At 64.7% G+C, this 18044-nt stretch carries 15 protein-coding genes and 1 pseudogene; 12 read left to right on the forward strand and 4 right to left on the reverse strand.

Annotated elements, in window-relative coordinates; all coding sequences use genetic code 11:
- Positions 1-15: 15 nt before the first annotated feature.
- Entirely contained in the window at positions 16-228 is a 213-nt protein-coding gene (locus ACTHNR_RS25915; RefSeq protein ID WP_440551664.1) for a DUF465 domain-containing protein, read from the forward strand.
- Positions 229-288: 60 nt separating this feature from the next.
- On the forward strand, positions 289-2625 hold the full coding sequence (locus tag ACTHNR_RS25920) for an ATP-dependent DNA helicase (protein WP_440551563.1): 2337 nt from the start codon (positions 289-291) through the stop codon (positions 2623-2625).
- 112 nt (positions 2626-2737) lie between these two features.
- On the opposite strand, the gene ACTHNR_RS25925 is transcribed toward ACTHNR_RS25920, so the two are convergent.
- Positions 2738-3583, reverse strand: coding sequence for an outer membrane protein assembly factor BamD (locus ACTHNR_RS25925; RefSeq protein WP_440551666.1), 846 nt, complete (start codon positions 3581-3583; stop codon positions 2738-2740).
- A gap of 71 nt (positions 3584-3654) precedes the next feature.
- Between ACTHNR_RS25925 and ACTHNR_RS25930 the strand changes: the two genes are divergently transcribed.
- From ACTHNR_RS25930 to ACTHNR_RS25970, 9 genes and pseudogenes are all read left to right on the forward strand, one after another.
- A complete protein-coding gene (locus tag ACTHNR_RS25930) occupies positions 3655-4863 on the forward strand; it encodes an RluA family pseudouridine synthase (RefSeq protein ID WP_440551565.1) in 1209 nt (402 codons plus the stop codon).
- Between the two features lie 12 nt (positions 4864-4875).
- Positions 4876-5697, forward strand: coding sequence for a peptidoglycan editing factor PgeF (gene pgeF, locus ACTHNR_RS25935; RefSeq protein ID WP_440551567.1), 822 nt, complete (start codon positions 4876-4878; stop codon positions 5695-5697).
- Between the two features lie 319 nt (positions 5698-6016).
- The gene (phaC, locus tag ACTHNR_RS25940) at positions 6017-7972 is read left to right on the forward strand and encodes a class I poly(R)-hydroxyalkanoic acid synthase (protein ID WP_440551569.1); all 1956 of its coding nucleotides are present in this window, start codon (positions 6017-6019) and stop codon (positions 7970-7972) included.
- Positions 7973-8058: 86 nt separating this feature from the next.
- Positions 8059-9240: an acetyl-CoA C-acetyltransferase gene (locus ACTHNR_RS25945; RefSeq protein WP_440551571.1), complete on the forward strand. Its 1182-nt coding sequence runs from the start codon at positions 8059-8061 to the stop codon at positions 9238-9240.
- A gap of 97 nt (positions 9241-9337) precedes the next feature.
- A complete protein-coding gene (locus tag ACTHNR_RS25950; RefSeq protein ID WP_440551574.1) occupies positions 9338-10078 on the forward strand; it encodes a 3-ketoacyl-ACP reductase in 741 nt (246 codons plus the stop codon).
- A 147-nt stretch (positions 10079-10225) separates the two neighbouring features.
- Complete coding sequence (gene phaR / locus ACTHNR_RS25955) at positions 10226-10795, forward strand: polyhydroxyalkanoate synthesis repressor PhaR (RefSeq protein ID WP_440551576.1); 570 nt, start codon at positions 10226-10228, stop codon at positions 10793-10795.
- A gap of 377 nt (positions 10796-11172) precedes the next feature.
- A complete protein-coding gene (gene rimO, locus ACTHNR_RS25960; RefSeq protein WP_440551578.1) occupies positions 11173-12579 on the forward strand; it encodes a 30S ribosomal protein S12 methylthiotransferase RimO in 1407 nt (468 codons plus the stop codon).
- Positions 12580-12925: 346 nt separating this feature from the next.
- A pseudogene (locus ACTHNR_RS25965) lies at positions 12926-13351 on the forward strand (hypothetical protein); the annotation flags it as partial.
- Positions 13352-13356: 5 nt separating this feature from the next.
- Positions 13357-14544 carry a cystathionine beta-lyase gene (locus tag ACTHNR_RS25970; protein ID WP_440551580.1) on the forward strand — a complete coding sequence of 396 codons (1188 nt, stop codon included), beginning with the start codon at positions 13357-13359 and terminating at the stop codon, positions 14542-14544.
- A gap of 81 nt (positions 14545-14625) precedes the next feature.
- Here the strand turns inward: ACTHNR_RS25970 and serB are convergent, their stop codons facing one another.
- Positions 14626-15465: a phosphoserine phosphatase SerB gene (gene serB, locus ACTHNR_RS25975; protein WP_440551582.1), complete on the reverse strand. Its 840-nt coding sequence runs from the start codon at positions 15463-15465 to the stop codon at positions 14626-14628.
- A 337-nt stretch (positions 15466-15802) separates the two neighbouring features.
- Here serB and ACTHNR_RS25980 point away from each other — a divergent pair, with 337 nt between their 5' ends.
- A complete protein-coding gene (locus ACTHNR_RS25980) occupies positions 15803-16357 on the forward strand; it encodes a DUF6013 family protein (protein ID WP_440551585.1) in 555 nt (184 codons plus the stop codon).
- A gap of 55 nt (positions 16358-16412) precedes the next feature.
- Here ACTHNR_RS25980 and ACTHNR_RS25985 read toward each other — a convergent pair whose 3' ends face one another.
- A complete protein-coding gene (locus tag ACTHNR_RS25985; RefSeq protein ID WP_440551587.1) occupies positions 16413-17222 on the reverse strand; it encodes an ABC transporter permease in 810 nt (269 codons plus the stop codon).
- Positions 17219-17911: an ABC transporter ATP-binding protein gene (locus ACTHNR_RS25990; protein WP_440551590.1), complete on the reverse strand. Its 693-nt coding sequence runs from the start codon at positions 17909-17911 to the stop codon at positions 17219-17221. Before ACTHNR_RS25990 ends, ACTHNR_RS25985 begins: the two co-directional genes overlap by 4 nt.
- Positions 17912-18044: the final 133 nt, after the last annotated feature.

Genomic DNA, 18044 nt, shown 5'->3' on the forward strand with positions numbered 1-18044 from the left:
AGCGAGGAGTCGACCATGCGCGGTTATCAGGCGATCCAACCGGACACGCTCCGCGATCGTATCTTGCAATTGCAGTCGGAGCATAGCGAACTCGATCGCATGATCGACAAACTGGTCTCCTCGGATATTACCGATCTCGAGCTGCGGCGTTTGAAAAAGCGCAAGCTCAAGGTCAAAGACGACATTTTATTGCTGCAATTGCAGCTCGAACCGGACAGGCACGCGTAGGCGGCGAACGGGCAAGCGTTTCGCGCCGCACGCGGTGCCCACAGTAGGGAAACGCTTGCCTTGAATTCACCGCTCGATGCCACTTCCAGCGCGCCGCATACCGCGGCGCCGAACTTGCCCGAGGCGGCCCCGGAAGGCGCCGTTCAGCGGGCGTCCTCGACACGCCCAGCGAGCGCGCCACATGCACTCGCGGCGACGCTCGCCCCGCGTAGGCGGGTCGAACTCGACACCATTTTCGCGAACGACGGCCTGCTCGCGCGCGCGATCGACGGTTACAGGCCTCGGGCTTCCCAAATCGAGATGGCGTGTGCGGTAGCCGCCGCGATGGAAGCGTCGGGGCGCGCAATGCCCGAGCCCGCGATGTTCGAAGCGGCGCGCCGTCCGGCGAGGCGCTTGCGCACCGATGCCGATGTTCAGGGCGCCGTCGAGCGCTCGGCCGGCGAGACGACGCAAGAAGCCGAGGGCGCCGCGGGCGAAAACACGCTGATCGTCGAGGCCGGCACAGGTACGGGAAAGACGTATGCCTATCTTGTCCCCGCGATGCTCTGGGGCGGGAAGGTGATCGTCTCGACGGGCACCAAGCATTTGCAGGATCAGCTGTTCCAGCGTGACATCCCGACCGTGCGCGACGCGCTAGCGGTGCCCGTGTCGGTCGCGATGCTCAAAGGTCGCGCCAACTACCTCTGCCACTACTACCTGCAGCGCACGGCCGACAACGGCCGCTTGCCGTCGCGGCAAGACACGGCGTATCTGCAGGACATCGTGCGCTTCGCCAAGATCACCCGCACGGGCGATAAAGCCGAACTAGCGAGCGTGCCCGAGACGGCCGCCGTCTGGTCCATGGTGACTTCGACGCGCGAGAACTGCCTAGGGCAGGAGTGCCCGCACTACAAGGAATGCTTCGTGATGCAGGCGCGGCGCGAGGCGCAGCAAGCCGATATCGTCGTCGTCAATCACCATCTGTTTTTTGCCGACATCATGCTGCGCGATACGGGCATGGCCGAGTTGTTGCCCACCGCCAATACGATCGTCTTCGATGAAGCGCACCAACTGCCGGAAACGGCGACGCTTTTTTTCGGCGAAACGTTATCGACGACCCAACTGCTCGAGCTTGCACGCGACTCGGTGGCCGAAGGACTCGCGCATGCGCGCGATTCGGTCGAATGGGTCAAGGTGGGGGCGACGCTCGAGCGCGCGGCGCGCGACGTGAGGCTCGCTTTCAAGGACGACAGCCTGCGCGTGTCGGCCGCTCAGCTGGGTGACGACCATGCGCTCTACGGCGCGCTCGACGCGCTCGAGGAAGCGCTCGGCGCGCTTGCGACCGCACTGGCGGGACAAGCGGAGCGCGCGGAATCGCTGGGCGCTTGTCTTCGGCGCGCGCGCGAGCTGCAGGACCAACTTGCACGGTGGACTGCGTTGCCCGATGACAGTGCGCCGACTACTTCATCGGTCGCGTCGGCGTCCGCAAGCGCAAGCGCGGGTGCGTCTAGCGCCGCCCCATCGGCACAATCGGACTCCAACGAGCGCATCCGCTGGGTCGAAGTATTTTCGCACTCCGTCCAGCTGCACGAAACGCCGTTGTCGGTCGCTCCGATCTTCGCCAAGCAACGCGCGGGTGTGCCGCGAGCCTGGATTTTCACATCGGCGACCCTGTCGGTGCGAGGCGATTTCACCCATTACGCGGCGCAAATGGGTCTCGACGCACGTCGCTCGATGACACTGCCGAGCCCGTTCGACTACGGCACGCAAGCTCTGCTTTACGTGCCGCGCAATTTACCGCAGCCGTCTTCGCCGGCGTTCACCGATGCCGTGTTCGAGGCCGCGCTACCGGCGATCGAAGCTGCGGGCGGCGGCGTGTTCGTCTTATGCACGACGTTGCGCGCCGTCGACCGCATCGCGGGCAAGCTGCGCGACGTCATCGAGGCGCGCGGGTGGGCGAGGCCGTTGCTCCAGCAGGGCGACGCAAGCCGAACCGAACTGCTCGATCGCTTTCGCGCCTACGGCAATGCGATCCTCGTCGGCAGTCAAAGCTTCTGGGAGGGCGTTGACGTCCGTGGGGATGCACTCTCGCTCGTCGTTATCGATAAGCTTCCGTTTGCGCCGCCTGACGATCCCGTGCTATCCGCGCGTCTCGACGCGCTGACGAAGAAGGGGTTGAGCCCGTTTGCCGTCCATCAACTGCCGCAAGCCGTCATCACCCTGAAGCAGGGGGCTGGCCGCTTGATTCGCGCGGAAACGGATCGTGGCGTCCTGATGATCTGCGATACACGTCTTGTCGACAAACCGTACGGGCGTCGAATCTGGCAGAGCCTGCCGCCGTTCAAGCGCACGCGCGAGATCGACGTGGTCCGTGAATTTTTCGCGGGAAAGACGACGAGCGACGCGGACGGCTTGTAGCGGGAGCCGCGCGCCGGCGGGCAGGGCGCCCCAAAAAAGAAAAACCCGGCGCTGCCGGGTTTTTCTTTGGGGCGTCATGCGTGGATCGTCGAACGCCTGACGTGGGTCGTGCTTAGAACTGCCACCACGACTTTTGCGTGCCGGGGCGCGCATGACCCGTGATGTAAGGGCTGTCGGGGAACGTCCCGGCGAGCACACGGCGCGTATCGTCGGCCAGCTTCTGCTCGTTGAGCTTTGTGTACGACAACATCATGATGTGAAGCGCATCTTCGATCGCCGGCGCGTTCTTGTACTCCTTGATGGCCAGCTGCGCACGATTGATGGCGGCGACATAGGCGCCGCGGCGATAGTAGTAATCGGCCGCATGCACTTCATACGAGGCCAGTGCGTTGACGATGTAGCGCATGCGCGCGGCGGCGTCGGGCGCGTACTTGCTGTTGGGGTACTTGTCGACGACGACCTTGAACGCATCGTACGACTCGCGCAGCGACTTCGGATCGCGCTCGCTCATGTCCTGGCCGGAGAAGCGGCCGAACAGACCCAGATCGTCGTTGAAGTGAATCATCCCCTTCAGGTAGTACGCGTAGGCGATGTCGGGATGATCCGGATGCAGCTGAATGAAGCGGTCGATGGCTTGATCGGCCGCTGCCGTTTCGCTGTCCTTCCAGTTGCAATAGGCGACGTTGATTTCGGCTTGCTGGGAGAAGTGACCGAACGGATCGCGGCCCTCGAGCGCTTCGAAATATTTCGCGCATTTGCCCCAGTCGCCGCCGGTCAAGGCGTCTTGAGCCTCCGAGTATAATTTGTTGTTCGGCCAAGCGGCCGTCTCGTCGGTTTTTTGCGGCAGGCCGTGGCAGCCCGCCACGAGCACCGCGGCCGCGGCGAGGGCAAGGCCAGCCGAAGCGGATTGAACCGCACGCTTAGCAGCGCGGCTCGCCGCGCACGAAGCCGTGCGCATCAAGGTGTTGAAGGCTCGCCGCATTTCTCCATGCATCCTAGCAATCAGTCTCACTCAGTGACCCAGTTTCAATGACCCGCACACGTTCGTCCGGCAACATGCTCGGCCCTATCGATAGAAGCGACGATTATAGCCGAAGCGCCAGCCGCGCCGACGCGCATAAAAGCGAGGCGGCGGGCGACCGCGCGTTCGCGCCTGAAAGCGCGCCGACGCAGGCCCACGGCGACGCACCGCGCGTGGTGGCCGTACCCGCCGAGCTGGCCGGCGATCGGCTCGACAAAGTACTCGCGAAAGTGTTTCCCGAGTTTTCGCGCAGCCGTCTGCAAAGCTGGACGGAAGCGGGGCGTGTGCTGCTCAACGGCGCGCCCGCCAAGGTTCGGCAGGCCGTGCCGCTTGGCGCGCGCATCGAGCTTACGCCGGATTTGTTGCCCGAACAGCTTGCGTTTACCCCCGAGCCGGTGCCGCTCGAGGTCGTGTATGAAGACGAGACGCTGCTCGTCATCGACAAGCCCGCCGGTCTCGTGGTCCACCCCGCCGCGGGCAATTGGAGCGGCACGATCCTCAATGGGCTGCTGCATCGCTATCCGGATGCCGCCGGTTTGCCGCGGGCGGGAATCGTCCATCGGCTGGACAAGGAAACGTCGGGGCTCATGGTCGTCGCGCGCACGCTCGAAGCGCAGACCGACCTCGTGCGTCAGTTGCAGGCGCGCACCGTCAAGCGCCGGTATGTCGCGCTTGTATGGGGAGCCATGCCCGATGAAGGCATCATCGACGCCCCGATCGGGCGCGACCCGCGCGAACGCACACGCATGGCAGTCGTCGCCGGCTCGACGGGCAAGAGCGCGCGCACGCGTTTCCGTCTCGTCGATCAAACCACCTGGCAGCGGCAGACCGTGAGCGCGATCCATTGCGATCTCGAAACGGGGCGCACGCATCAAATCCGCGTTCACTGCGCGCACGCGGGGCATCCGTTGCTTGGCGACCCTGTTTATGGCAGCGCGCGCGGACGCCGTTCGAGCGTGCCGTTGCCCGGCGGCTTCGCGCGGCAAGCGCTGCATGCGTGGCAGCTCGGGCTCGTGCATCCGAGCACCGGCAGATCGATCCGTTGGCGCGCCGATCTGCCGGCCGACATGGAGGAACTCGTGCACGCGCTCGGCTTCGGGCAGGAAGCGGCCGCCTTTGAAGGCGAGGAATTCGATGAAGATATTTCGTATGATGATTTCGATGGCAATGAATCCGGCTACGACGACGAGACCGGCGACGATGCAGATCTCGAGTGAGGCAAAGGTCCAATGAGCGAACCCGCCTTGACGCAAGCCGATTGTCTAAACCCAGATTGGCGCGTTTCGCCGCGCGTCGGTGCGCTCGTCACGACGCGCGCGGGCGGCGTCAGCCTGCCGCCGTACGGTCGCTGGGCGCAAGGGCGCGAGGCGGCCGGCGGGCTGAATCTCGGGTTTCACACGGGTGACGATCCGGCCGACGTCGCCGAGAATCGCTCGCGTCTGCTGGCGGCAGCTGGCGTGCGGGCCGCGTGGCTCGAGCAGGTCCACGGCGATGCGGTTGTCCGCGCCGACGAAGTGCAGGAAGACGGGCCGCCCGTGCGCGCCGACGCCAGCGTGACGAGCACGCCGGGCGTCGCCTGCCTCGTCATGGTGGCCGATTGTCTCCCGGTCTTGCTTTGCGATGACGAGGGCCGCGCGGTGGGTGCGGCGCATGCAGGTTGGCGCGGCCTCGTTTCGGGCATTGTCGAAAAGACCGCGCTGCGCGTCGCAGCCCTCGCCGGGCGGCCGACCGAGACGTTGCACGCCTACCTGGGGCCGGCGATCGGCCCTAAGGCGTTCGAGGTCGGAGAGGACGTGCGCGCCGCATTCTTGGCCGCTGCCGAGCCGGACGAACGCATCGCGACGGCTCGCGCTTTCGTTGCACGCGAGCGTGCGCCGGGCAAGCATTGGGCGGATCTCTACGCGCTCGCGCGCGTGCGTCTGGCCCGGCATGGCGTCACGCGTGTGACAGGCGGCGATTTCTGCACCGCCACGGATCGGGAGCGGTTCTTTTCGTACCGGCGCGATGGGGTGACGGGGCGCATGGCGGCGCTGATCTGGTTGAATCGCTGACGCCCAAGATCGGCCGCGCCCCGCGGCGCACAAGATCGAGTGGCTTTTTTTGAGGTCGCCCCCGCGCGCGGCGCGTTGTGCGGCCTAGCGCACATGCCGACGGGACGTGGCTTGCGCGTTTTCGATCGACATCGGGAAAACGATAATAAAAAACCTATCGCGCTGCGGCAAAATCGGTCCAAAGCATTGACACACCTCCTGGCGGGGGCAAGAATGACCGCTCGCAAGGGTGAGCGCAGCGAGTGTCGCAAGGGTTCGCCCGAGCGCGCTCGATGCCCGCCTCTCAATCAGTCTTCCTAGACTCACGGCCAAAGCGGGTATGACTGCATCAAAACGTCGATCGACTTCTTCCCAATCCGAAACTTCCTCGAACCGCGAGCAGCAAGCCGAAGGCGGCAACGCGGATATGCAGCGCATGTTCGAGGCTTGGACCGGCGCCTGGCGTGCTCTCGCCGATCCGAGCAAGTGGCCGTCGGCGGCCCAGGCCGGTCCGTTCGGCGGCATGGCCGCGCAGGCGATGAACGGCCAGGCGGGCGCCGCGCCGTTTCCTTTTCCGTTCACGATGCCGCCCGGGGGCATGCCGGGCATGACGATGCCTCCGATGCCCGCGATGCCGCCGATTCCTTCGATGGCCGACGCCCAGCAAGCATTCGCGGGCATGAGGCTGCCGATCGCCTCCATTCCCCCCGAGCGTCTGCGGGAACTGCAGGCCGACTACTCGCGCGATTGCCTCTCACTCATGCAGCAGCAGGCGAGCGGGGGCGAGAAGGGCGTGCCGGAGCTGCCCGATAGGCGCTTTAGCGCCGACGCCTGGAAAGCGACGCCGGCGTTCGCCTTCATGGCGGCGTGGTATCTGCTCAATGCGCGGTATCTGCAGGCATTGGCGGACGCGCTCGACACCGATGCGAAAACGCGCGAACGGATTCGCTTCACGGTTGCCCAATGGACGGCCGCCGCTTCGCCCAGCAACTTTCTGGCGCTCAATCCCGAGGCGCAGAAGGCGCTGCTCGAGAGCCACGGCGAGAGCCTGCGCCAGGGCGTGATGAACTTCTTGGCCGATATGCGTCGAGGCAAGATCTCGCAGAGCGACGAGTCGCGTTTCGTCGTCGGGAAAAACATCGGCGCGACGGAAGGCGCGGTCATCTTCGAAAACGAGCTCATGCAGCTCATCCAATACAAGCCGCGCACGCCGAGCGTGTTCGAGCGGCCGCTGTTGATGGTTCCGCCTTGCATCAACAAGTTCTACATCCTCGATCTGCAGCCCGAGAGTTCGCTCGTCGCGCACGCGCTGGAGTGCGGCCACCAAGTCTTCATGATTTCCTGGCGCAACGTGGACGCCTCGCTCGCGAGCAAGTCTTGGGACGACTACGTGAACGAAGGCGTGCTCACGGCGATCGACGTCGTCAAGAGCGTGAGCGGGCGCGAGCAAATCAATACGTTCGGTTTTTGCATCGGCGGCACCATGATCGCGACGGCGCTCGCCGTGCTTGCCGCGCGCGGCGAGCACCCGGCGGCCTCGATGACGCTGCTTACCGCGATGCTCGATTTCTGCGATACGGGCGTGCTCGACGTGTTCGTCGACGAAGCGCATGTGCGCATGCGCGAACAAACGATCGGCGGCGCATCCGGCACGGCGCCGGGGCTCATGCGCGGCGTCGAGTTCGCGAACGCCTTCTCGTTTTTGCGGCCCAACGACCTCGTATGGAACTATGTGGTCGACAACTATCTCAAAGGCCGCACGCCAGCGCCGTTCGATTTGCTCTATTGGAACAGCGATTCGACGAACTTGCCCGGCCCGATGTACGTCTGGTATTTGCGCAACACCTATCTGGAAAACCGGCTGCGCGAGCCGGGTGCGCTCACGGTCTGCGGCGAGTCGCTCGACTTGTCGCGTATCGACGTGCCGACGTTCATCTACGGCTCGCGCGACGACCACATCGTGCCGTGGCGCACGGCGTACGCGTCGGCGCCTTTGCTGACTGGGCCAAAGCGTTTCGTGCTCGGCGCATCGGGGCATATCGCGGGCGTGATCAACCCGCCGGCGAAGGGCAAGCGCAGTTATTGGTCGCATGAGGGCAATGAGAAGGCGTTGCCGGAGAATCCGGACGATTGGTTCGAAGGCGCGCGGGAGAAGCCGGGCAGCTGGTGGCCGGAATGGATGGCCTGGCTCGACCAGTACGGGGGCAAGAAGGTAAAGATTCGCGAGACGCTCGGATCGGCCGAGTATCCGGTCATCGAGCCCGCGCCGGGGCGTTATGTGCAAGAGCGCGATTGACCGGTCGATCGATCGACGGAGACGCTCTAAGGTTTTTAACTACGATGCGCGGCCGAAGCGGCCGCCTCGTCCGCAAGGAGTCACAAATGACTGACGTAGTGATCGTATCGGCTGCTCGCACCGCGGTCGGCAAGTTCGGCGGCACGCTCGCGAAGGTAGCCGCGCCGGATCTGGGCGCGGCCGTCGTGCGCGCGGTGCTGGAGCGCGCGGGCGTCAAGCCCGAACAAGTGAGCGAAGTCATCATGGGGCAAGTGCTGACGGCCGGCTCGGGCCAAAACCCCGCGCGTCAGGCGTTGATCAAGGCGGGGCTGCCGAGCGCCGTGCCGGGCATGACGATCAATAAAGTCTGCGGATCGGGCCTGAAAGCCGTCATGCTCGCGGCGAACGCGGTGATTTCGGGCGATGCCGATATCGTCGTGGCCGGTGGCCAAGAAAACATGAGCGCGGCGCCGCACGTGCTGCCGGGCTCGCGCGACGGCTTTCGCATGGGCGACACCAAACTGGTCGACACGATGATCGTCGACGGCCTTTGGGACGTCTACAACCAGTACCACATGGGCGTCACCGCGGAAAACGTGGCCAAGGAGTACGGCATCACGCGCGAGGAGCAGGACCAGTTTGCCGCGCTGTCGCAGAACAAGGCCGAAGCCGCGCAAAAGTCGGGGCGCTTCAACGACGAGATCGTCCCGATCGACATCCCGCAGCGCAAGGGCGAACCGGTGCGTTTCGTCACCGACGAGTTCGTGCGCCACGGCGTGACAGCCGAATCGCTCGCCGGCCTGAAGCCGGCCTTCTCGAAGGAAGGCACGGTCACGGCGGCCAATGCGTCGGGCCTGAACGACGGCGCCGCAGCCGTGCTCGTGATGTCGGCCAAGAAGGCCGAAGCGCTCGGTTTGACGCCGCTTGCGCGCATCAAGGCGTACGCGAACGCCGGCGTCGATCCGAAGGTGATGGGCATGGGCCCCGTGCCGGCATCGCGCCGCTGCCTGGAGCGCGCCGGCTGGTCGGTGGGCGATCTCGACCTCATGGAAATCAATGAGGCATTCGCTGCGCAGGCCCTCGCCGTTCACAAGCAAATGGGCTGGGACACGTCGAAGATCAACGTGAATGGCGGCGCGATCGCGATCGGCCATCCGATCGGCGCGTCGGGTTGCCGGATCCTCGTGACGCTGCTGCATGAAATGCAAAAGCGCGACGCGAAGCGCGGCCTGGCATCCCTTTGCATCGGCGGCGGGATGGGTGTGGCATTGGCGGTCGAGCGCGTCTAAGCGGCGCGCAAGAGCCGCCGGCGAGGGCATTGCAAGGCGGTAAAGACGAGGGACGCCGGTAGGCGTCCCCGAAATACACAGGAATGGAGCGTGATTCATGAGTCAGCGTATTGCGTACGTAACGGGCGGGATGGGCGGCATCGGCACCGGCATCTGTCAGCGCCTGCACAAGCAAGGCTTCAAAGTGGTCGCGGGCTGCGGGCCGAACTCGCCTCGCCGCGTCACGTGGCTCGAGCAGCAAAAGGCGCTCGGCTATGATTTCGTCGCGTCGGAGGGCAACGTCGGCGATTGGGAATCGACGAAAGCCGCGTTCGACAAAGTGAAGGCGGAAGTCGGCGAAGTCGACGTGCTCGTCAACAACGCCGGCATCACGCGCGACGTCGTGTTCCGCAAGATGACGCACGAGGATTGGACGGCCGTCATCGACACGAACCTGACGAGCTTGTTCAACGTCACGAAGCAAGTCATCGACGGCATGGTGGAACGCGGCTTCGGGCGCGTCATCAATATCTCGTCCGTGAATGGTCAGAAGGGGCAGTTCGGCCAGACGAACTACTCGACGGCCAAAGCCGGCATCCACGGCTTCACGATGGCGCTGGCGCAGGAAGTCGCGACCAAGGGTGTGACCGTCAACACGGTGTCGCCGGGTTATATCGGCACGGACATGGTGAAGTCGATCCGCTCGGACGTGCTCGAGAAGATCATCGCGACGATTCCGGTGCGTCGTCTCGGCACCCCCGATGAAATTGCATCGATCGTTGCATGGCTCGCTTCCGATGAGTCGGGTTTCGCCACGGGCGCCGATTTTTCGCTGAACGGCGGTTTGCACATGGGCTGATGCGTTTTGCGTCGGCTGCGGCGCGCGTTGTCGCCGGCGCAAAACGCGTTAAAGTGTATGGGTTTCGGGGGTCCGGTCCGCCGCGGAAGACGCGGCGGGCTCGAGGGCGCCGTCATTGCGCTGCGTTGCATTCATAAAAGGCATTACATGTCGACTACAAAGAAAACAGCCGAGCGGTTCATCAAAAAGTACCCGAACCGCCGGCTCTATGACACGGAGACGAGCACGTACATCACGCTGAGCGACGTGAAGCAGCTCGTGCTCGACCAGGAGGAGTTCAAGGTCATCGACGCGAAGACCAACGAGGATTTGACGCGCAGCATTTTGCTGCAGATCATTCTCGAAGAGGAAAGCGGTGGCGTGCCGATGTTCTCGTCGTCGATGCTGTCGCAGATCATCCGTTTCTACGGACATGCGATGCAGGGAATGATGGGGACGTACCTCGAAAAGAACATCCAGGCTTTCATCGAGATTCAAAACAAGCTCGCCGAGCAGTCGAAGAATCTCTATGAGGGCAATGCGCTGAATCCGGAAGTCTGGTCGCAGTTCATGAACATGCAGGCGCCGATGATGCAGGGCATGATGACGAGCTACATCGAACAGTCGAAGAACATGTTCGTGCAAATGCAAGAGCAGATGCAGAACCAGGCTAAGACGATGTTCAGTTCGTTCACGTTCAATAAGCCGGGCGCCGGCACGGAACCCGAAAAGAAGTGACGACAGCAGGCAGGCGAAGGCGCGCGGACCGGCGCGCGACGCTTGCCCGCATACCATGCGCGGGTCAGGCCATCGGCAGGGAGCTTCCCCGCTGACTCCCTCCGTCCGCTAGCGTATTCACGCTTCGCCTATTGGTCCGCCATGCGCGGATTCGCCACGATGGCGAGCGCGCTTCGCCGGCGGAAATGGACGCCATGCGATATGCCGCGCGCGTCTTCCTCGATTCCTAGCGTGCGCTAAGCGGGGCGCGCATCACGCGGCCGGCAGGTCAGGGCATGGGCGCGGTACAATACGCGGTTCCCTCGGGCGGCCAAGGCGTCACGCCTGGCACGTAAGATTCGCTTGCCCGTAGTCGTTGTTATTTGCTGGATCACCTCATGTCGCACACCCCCACCTCCGCCGCGTCGACGCCTGTCGCGCCCACGCAAATCGCACCCAAGGTCGGCTTCGTGTCGCTTGGCTGCCCCAAGGCGCTCGTCGATTCCGAGCAGATCATCACGCAGCTGCGCGCCGAGGGCTACGAGATTTCGGGCACTTATGACGGCGCCGACCTCGTGGTCGTCAATACCTGCGGCTTCATCGACGAGGCCGTACAGGAAAGTCTCGACGCCATCGGCGAAGCGCTCACGGAAAACGGAAAGGTGATCGTCACGGGTTGCCTGGGCGCGAAGAAGAGCGCCAGCGGCTCGGGGCTCATCGAAGAGGTGCATCCGAAGGTGCTCGCCGTCACGGGCCCGCACGCGGTAGGCGAGGTCATGCAGGCCGTGCACAGTCATTTGCCGAAGCCGCACGATCCGTTCGTCGATCTCGTGCCGGCAGCGGGGATCAAGCTCACCCCGCGGCACTACGCGTACCTCAAGATTTCGGAAGGCTGCAATCACCGCTGCACGTTCTGCATCATTCCGTCGATGCGCGGCGATCTCGTGTCGCGCCCCGTCGCCGAGGTCATGCTCGAAGCCGAGAATCTGTTCAAGTCGGGCGTGAAGGAACTGCTGGTGATCTCGCAGGACACGAGCGCCTATGGCGTCGACGTGAAATATCGCACGGGCTTTTGGAACGGCCGGCCGCTCAAGACGCGCATGACGGAACTCGTCGGCGCGCTCGGCGAGTTGGCCGCCCAATACGGCGCGTGGGTGCGGCTGCACTACGTGTATCCGTACCCTCACGTCGACGAAATCATTCCGATGATGGCCGAAGGCCCGCTCAAGGGGCATGTGCTGCCTTATCTCGATGTGCCGTTCCAGCATGCCGACCCGGAAGTGCTCAAGCGCATGAAGCGTCCGGCCAACGCCGAGCGCACGCTTGAACGCGTCGCGGCGTGGCGCCGTATGTGCCCCGACCTGACGATTCGCAGCACGTTCATCGCCGGTTTTCCGGGCGAGACCGAAGCCCAATTCGAAACGCTGCTCGAATTCATCCGCGCGGCGGAACTCGATCGCGTCGGCTGCTTCGCCTACTCTCCGGTGGAAGGGGCGAGCGCGAACGAACTCGACGGGGCGCTGCCCGACGAAGTGCGCGAAGCGCGCAGGGCTCGTTTCATGGAAGTGGCGGAAGAAGTCTCCGCACGGCGGATGAAACGTAAGGTCGGCAAGACCCTCAAAGTATTGATTGACGAGGTCAACGCCGATGGCGGCATCGGTCGTACCGCGTCCGATGCGCCTGAGATCGACGGCGTCGTCTACATCGCGCCCGCGACGAAAGCGTCCAAGCGCTATAAGGCCGGCGATTTCGTCTCTGTCCGGATTACGGGTGCGGACGGACACGATCTGTGGGGCGAAGTCTGAAGCGGATTCAGCGCGCCGCCCCTAGGTCGACACGCGAACGATTCGATTCGATATCGTTGTAGGCAGCCATGTCAAACCACCTCGAGCTAAAGGAATACCACGGGTGCGATTGCGTAGAATCATCCAGCACATGATGGAAGGTGCCGCGGGCATGGAAAAGTGGAGGGCTTTGTCGGCGGTCGTCGTGTTGGCTGTGTTCGCGGCACACCCGGCTCGGGCTCAGCAAGCGACGCAACCGGCCGATGCCATCGCGCGCCAAGCCGACGACGCCGCGCTCAAGGTTGCGCAGCAGCGTGCCGCCGCGGCGAGTTGGGTCGGACAGCATGCGTCCGATGCCGCTGCGTCCGTGGCGACGCAAGCCTCGGATGCCGCCGATAGCATGGCGCAGCAATCGGCTGCCGCGGCCGATGCGGCCGTCCCGCGCACACCGGCGCCACTCGTCCCGAATCCCGAATTCGCTCATTTCCCGAGCTATCGCGGCACGCTTGGCACGCGCCGCATCATCTTGCGTCTTGGCAACAAGACCGACGATCCGACGGGCGTACACGGCGAATATCAGTTCGCCGACACCGGCGAAGTCGTGCTCGTAGCCGGCGACCGCGAAGGCGACGTGCTCGAAATCGAAGAGTCGAACGACGGCACGACGATCACGGGCAACTGGGTCGGGCGCTTTGGCGCCGACGGCTCGCTGGCCGGCGATCGCATGAACGTCGACGATTCCGATCCGCAGCCTTTCAATCTCCATCCCTTGGCAACGCTTTCATCGACACCGTGACCATGACCGATTCCGCATCCGCGCGCGCGCGCCAGACACGTATCGTCCATCCCGAAGTCGAGCTTGCACCCGGCTTCGAATCGTTTTCGACGCCCGTCGCCCGTGCGTCTACCGTCGTATTTCCCGATCTGGCCACGGTGCGCGGCGCCGATTGGCGCAACGACGCGCAATGGCGCTACGGTCTGCACGCGACGCCGACCTCCGCCGCGCTCATGCAGCGCCTGGCGCAGATCGAGGGCGGCAAGCACGCGTTGCTGCAACCGTCCGGGCTGGCGGCCATTTCGAACGTTTACTTCGGCATCGTCAAAGCCGGCGACGACGTCTTGATTCCCGACAACGTCTATTCGCCGAACCGCGAGCACGGCAATTGGCTCGCGCACGATTTCGGCCTCTCTGTGCGCTACTACGATCCCATGATCGGCGCCGGCATCGCCGATCTAATTCGCCCGAATACGCGGCTGATTTGGATCGAAGCGCCGGGCTCGGTGACGATGGAAGTTCCGGACGTACCGGCGATCGCCGCGGCGGCGCGCGCACGCAAGGTCGTCACCGCAATCGACAACACCTATTCGGCAGGCCTCGCGTTTCGGCCGCTCGAACATGGCGTCGACATCTCCGTGCAAGCCCTGACCAAGTACCAATCGGGCGGCAGCGACATCCTGATGGGGGCGACGATTACCGCCGACGATGAGCTGCATTGCGAACTCAAGCGCGCGCGCATGCGTATGGGGATCGGCGTTTCGGTCGACGATTGCTCGCTCGTCCTGCGCAGCCTGCCAAGCATGAAAGCGCGTTTCGATGCGCACGATCGCAGCGCGCTCGCGCTGGCGCATTGGCTCAAGGCGCGCCCGGAGATCGCGGCCGTGCTGCATCCGGCGCTGCCGGACTGCCCGGGGCACGCGCAATTCGTGCGCGACTTCTCGGGCGCGGGCGGGCTGTTTTCGGTGATTTTCGACGAGCGCTACAGCGCCACGCAAATCGATGCGTTCGTCGAGGCGCTCGACTTGTTCGCGATCGGCTGGAGCTGGGGCGGCGCCCATAGCTTGGCGATGCCGTACGACGTGGCGTCCATGCGCTCCGCGTCGCAGTGGCCGCACCGCGGCACCCTCGTGAGGTTCTACGTGGGGCTGGAGGACGAAGCGGACTTGCGCGCCGACGTCGAGCAAGCCATGGAGGCGACGCTGCGCTGAGCGCTGGACGGCGAGGATGTCCGAGGGGACGCACTCGCCTCAGCTATCCAGGCACAGCCGGCGTCGGCGCCGGCTGTGCCCTCAGAACAGTCGCAGCAGGCCGTCGAGGCCGACGTGATTGAACGCCACGTTCGCCGCCGCTCGAACGACGGGCTTGGCGCGAAACGCAACCGACAGGCCAACCTCGGCCATCATCTCCAGGTCATTGGAACCGTCGCCGAGCGCAATGGCTCGCGATGTGGGAATGCCCAGCTTCTCGCACGTTTCGCGTACGGTCCGCGCCTTGACGCTCGCATTCACGATCTCACCGGTCACTTTGCCCGTCAGCTTGCCGTCGACGATTTCGAGCGTATTGGCACGCGTGAAATCGAGCCCAAGCTGTGCTTTGAGCCGCTCCGTGAAGAACGTGAAGCCTCCCGAAACGAGCAGCGTGCGCAAGCCGGCCGCCTTGGCCGCCGCGAGCATCGTTTCGGCGCCGGGGGACAGTCGCAGCCGCTCGTTGAAGACATGCTCCAACGCACTGGCATCGAGACCCTTGAGCAGCGCGACGCGGGCAGTCAAGCTTTCGTTGAAATTCTTCAGTTCCCCGCGCATCGACGCCTCGGTGATGGCCGACACCTCGGCCTTCAGTCCGCAGAAATCGGCGATCTCGTCGATGCATTCGATCGTGATCAAGGTCGAGTCCATGTCCATCGCGACAAGCCCGAAGTCGCGCAACGCTTGGCCCGGCGGCATGTAGGCATAGTCGAGCGCGTGCGTTGCGCAATACGCTTCGATGTCCGGGCGTTGCGCCGGATCGGCGTCGGCAATCCGTAGAACGCGTTCATCGACGCAATGCGTTTGACCGCCGCGGGCGAGGGCGACGAGCGGTTTGACATGGGCAGCCGCGATTGGCTCGGAGCTTTGTACGACGAGATTCATGGGCGTTGCGCTAAGGAATGCCGCCGGCGCGGCGGTCGGAAAATCCGGCTATTGTAGCCGCTCGATGTGGGCGCGCTGCCGCCGTCGGCGCAGCGGCACGATGCTTGCCGATGAACCGGCGGGGGCCGAAGTCATGCCATCGCGGCGTATGCCGGGGCACAACCCGATAACGAGGCCATGCGCAAGCGGGGCAACCCCCGACCGGCAAACGCAGCCTTTCGCGCGAGTTCGGATTAGACTGACATGGCGTCGTTGACCATTCGGCCGCGCGCCGCCAAGCGCAGCACTAAGCGAAGCACCACGCGAAGCGGAGCGCTCGCCCAGCCAGGAGGTGAGCATGAGGGTTCGTCTGAAACCTGTAGCCGTTTTGGTTTGCGTCGCCGCATTCGCGGCCGGCGGTTTCGCCGTGCCGGCGCAAGCGGCGCCGCCGATCACCGTGACATCGAAGACGCCCGCCGACGGGCCGATCAAGTACACCGTCAAAGTCGTCTCGAAGACGTACGGCAACGCTCAGGAAGCGCGCATGATCCGCTCGGGCCAGACCGACGACTACACGTGGAAGTCCGCGCCGCCCGGGGGCGCCGTGACCGCCGCGGAGCGCTGTCCGAATTATGGATCGCTCTCGCTCGACGCCAACGGCGCCGTGCAGCGGCAAATGCGTATTCGCGTGGCCCCGACGGTAGCCGAAGACGGTACGGCCAACGTGCAGCTCAGCGTCCAAGCAAGCGCGCCGCATGGCAAGACGAGCGTCAAGGTGGGCGGCAAGACGCTTCAGTGCCCGGGCGTCGCGACCCTGAGTCAAATCGTGCGTTTCACGATGCCGACGAACGGCAGCGCGAAAACCGTCACGCTCAGCGATGGATCGCAAGTGACGGTGTCCGCTCAGCGATAGAGCGAGCGGCCGAGCGTTCGGGCCATCGAGCGCCGAGCGGGACGGGCCAAGACCGCTAGCGGCGAGCGGCTCGATCGACGAGCCGCGCTGCGACGAAGACATGGTCCGCGCTGAATAAGCGGCGGTAGGTCAGCAGCACGGCGCCGACCGTGCCGAGGGCCGATGCCGCGGCGATGAGGAACATGATGACGATTTGATAGCGCACGGCCTGCAGCGGCGATTGGCCCGCGAGCACTTGGCCGGTCATCATGCCCGGCAGACTGACGACGCCGACGACGGCCATTTGATTGAGCGTCGGGATCATGCCGGCGCGCGCCGCTTCACGCGCGGGACCGCGAGCCGCTTCCCAGCGCGTCGCGCCGAGCGCGAGCGCCATCTCGACGCGGTCGCGCCGTGCCGTCAGCGCCTCGGTCATGCGTTCGATCGCCAGCGAGACGCCCGTTAGCGTATTGCCCAGAACCATGCCCAGGATCGGGATCGCATACTGCGGCTCGTACCACGGGTGCACACGCATGACGGCGAAGAGCCCTACCGCCGCAACGAGCCATGCGCTCGCCCAGATCGACACGAGACTGTCCAAGCGCTGCCCCGCATAGGTATGAGCGCCGCGCGCCGCGCCGGCGAACCCAGCGATGATCGTCATCAGCATCATCAGCGACAGGACGAGATACCAACGGTCGACCGAGAAGACCCAGCCCAGCACATAGCCGACGGCGAGCAGCTGTACCACGGTGCGCACGGCCGCCAGCGCGAGCTGCCGTCCCAACCCTAGCGAAAGCGCGACGGAGATCGCGCCGTTGACGACAATCAGTGAAGTCGCGACCGCGACGTCGCCGAGCCCGAGATCGCGCAAAGCCGCGTTCATGCGTCGACCTCCCCCGAGGCGGCGAGGGCCCCCGCGCGCATGACCAGTCGGCGCTGTGCGACGCGCTCGGCCTGCTCCGGGTCGTGAGACACCCAGATGCACGCGCGAGCCGTGCGATCGGTTTCATACCAGGCGCAAACGAGCTTCTCGATCGCACGCGCGGAATCGGGATCGAGCGAGGCCGTGGGTTCGTCCAGCAGCAAGGCTTCGGGTTCGAGTTGCAGCACGCGCACGAGCGCTGTCACCTGCGCTTCGCCGCCCGAGAGATCGCTTGCTCGCTTATCGAGAAAATCGTCGCCGCGGCCGGTCGCCCGGATAAGGGAAAGCGCGCGGTCGCGATCGAAGTGTGCATGTCGGTAGACGCCGAGCGTGTAGGGGTAGCGCAAGTTGTCCTCGACGGTGCCGTCGACGAGCGAGGGTCTTTGTCGGACGTAGGCGACAGAGCGCCGATAGCGCGGGATGGTGCTACGTTCGACGCCGCGTCCATGCCAGAACAGTTGTCCGCCGTCGAGCGGATCGAGCAGCGCCAGCGCGCGCAGAAAAACGCTCTTGCCGGAACCTGACGGGCCTGTGACGACGACGCGCTCGCCCGCGGCGAGCGAGAAATCGGTCGGTCGCAGCAGTTGCGCGGCTGTGCGCGCATCGCGGCGGACGATGGCGCGCGCTTCGATCAAGGCAGAGGCGGTCATGGGGCGAGAGTAGGGTGGGGTGTCGACTAGGCGGTATTCGATAGGCAAGATAGGCGTCGCGTGACAGACGAAGCCCGTCAGCAAGATCCGAGCGCACCGAACACGGGCTTCGCCATGATAGGCGATCATCGCA

The sequence above is a fragment of the Trinickia sp. genome (assembly GCF_051954495.1).
Lineage (GTDB): Bacteria > Pseudomonadota > Gammaproteobacteria > Burkholderiales > Burkholderiaceae > Trinickia.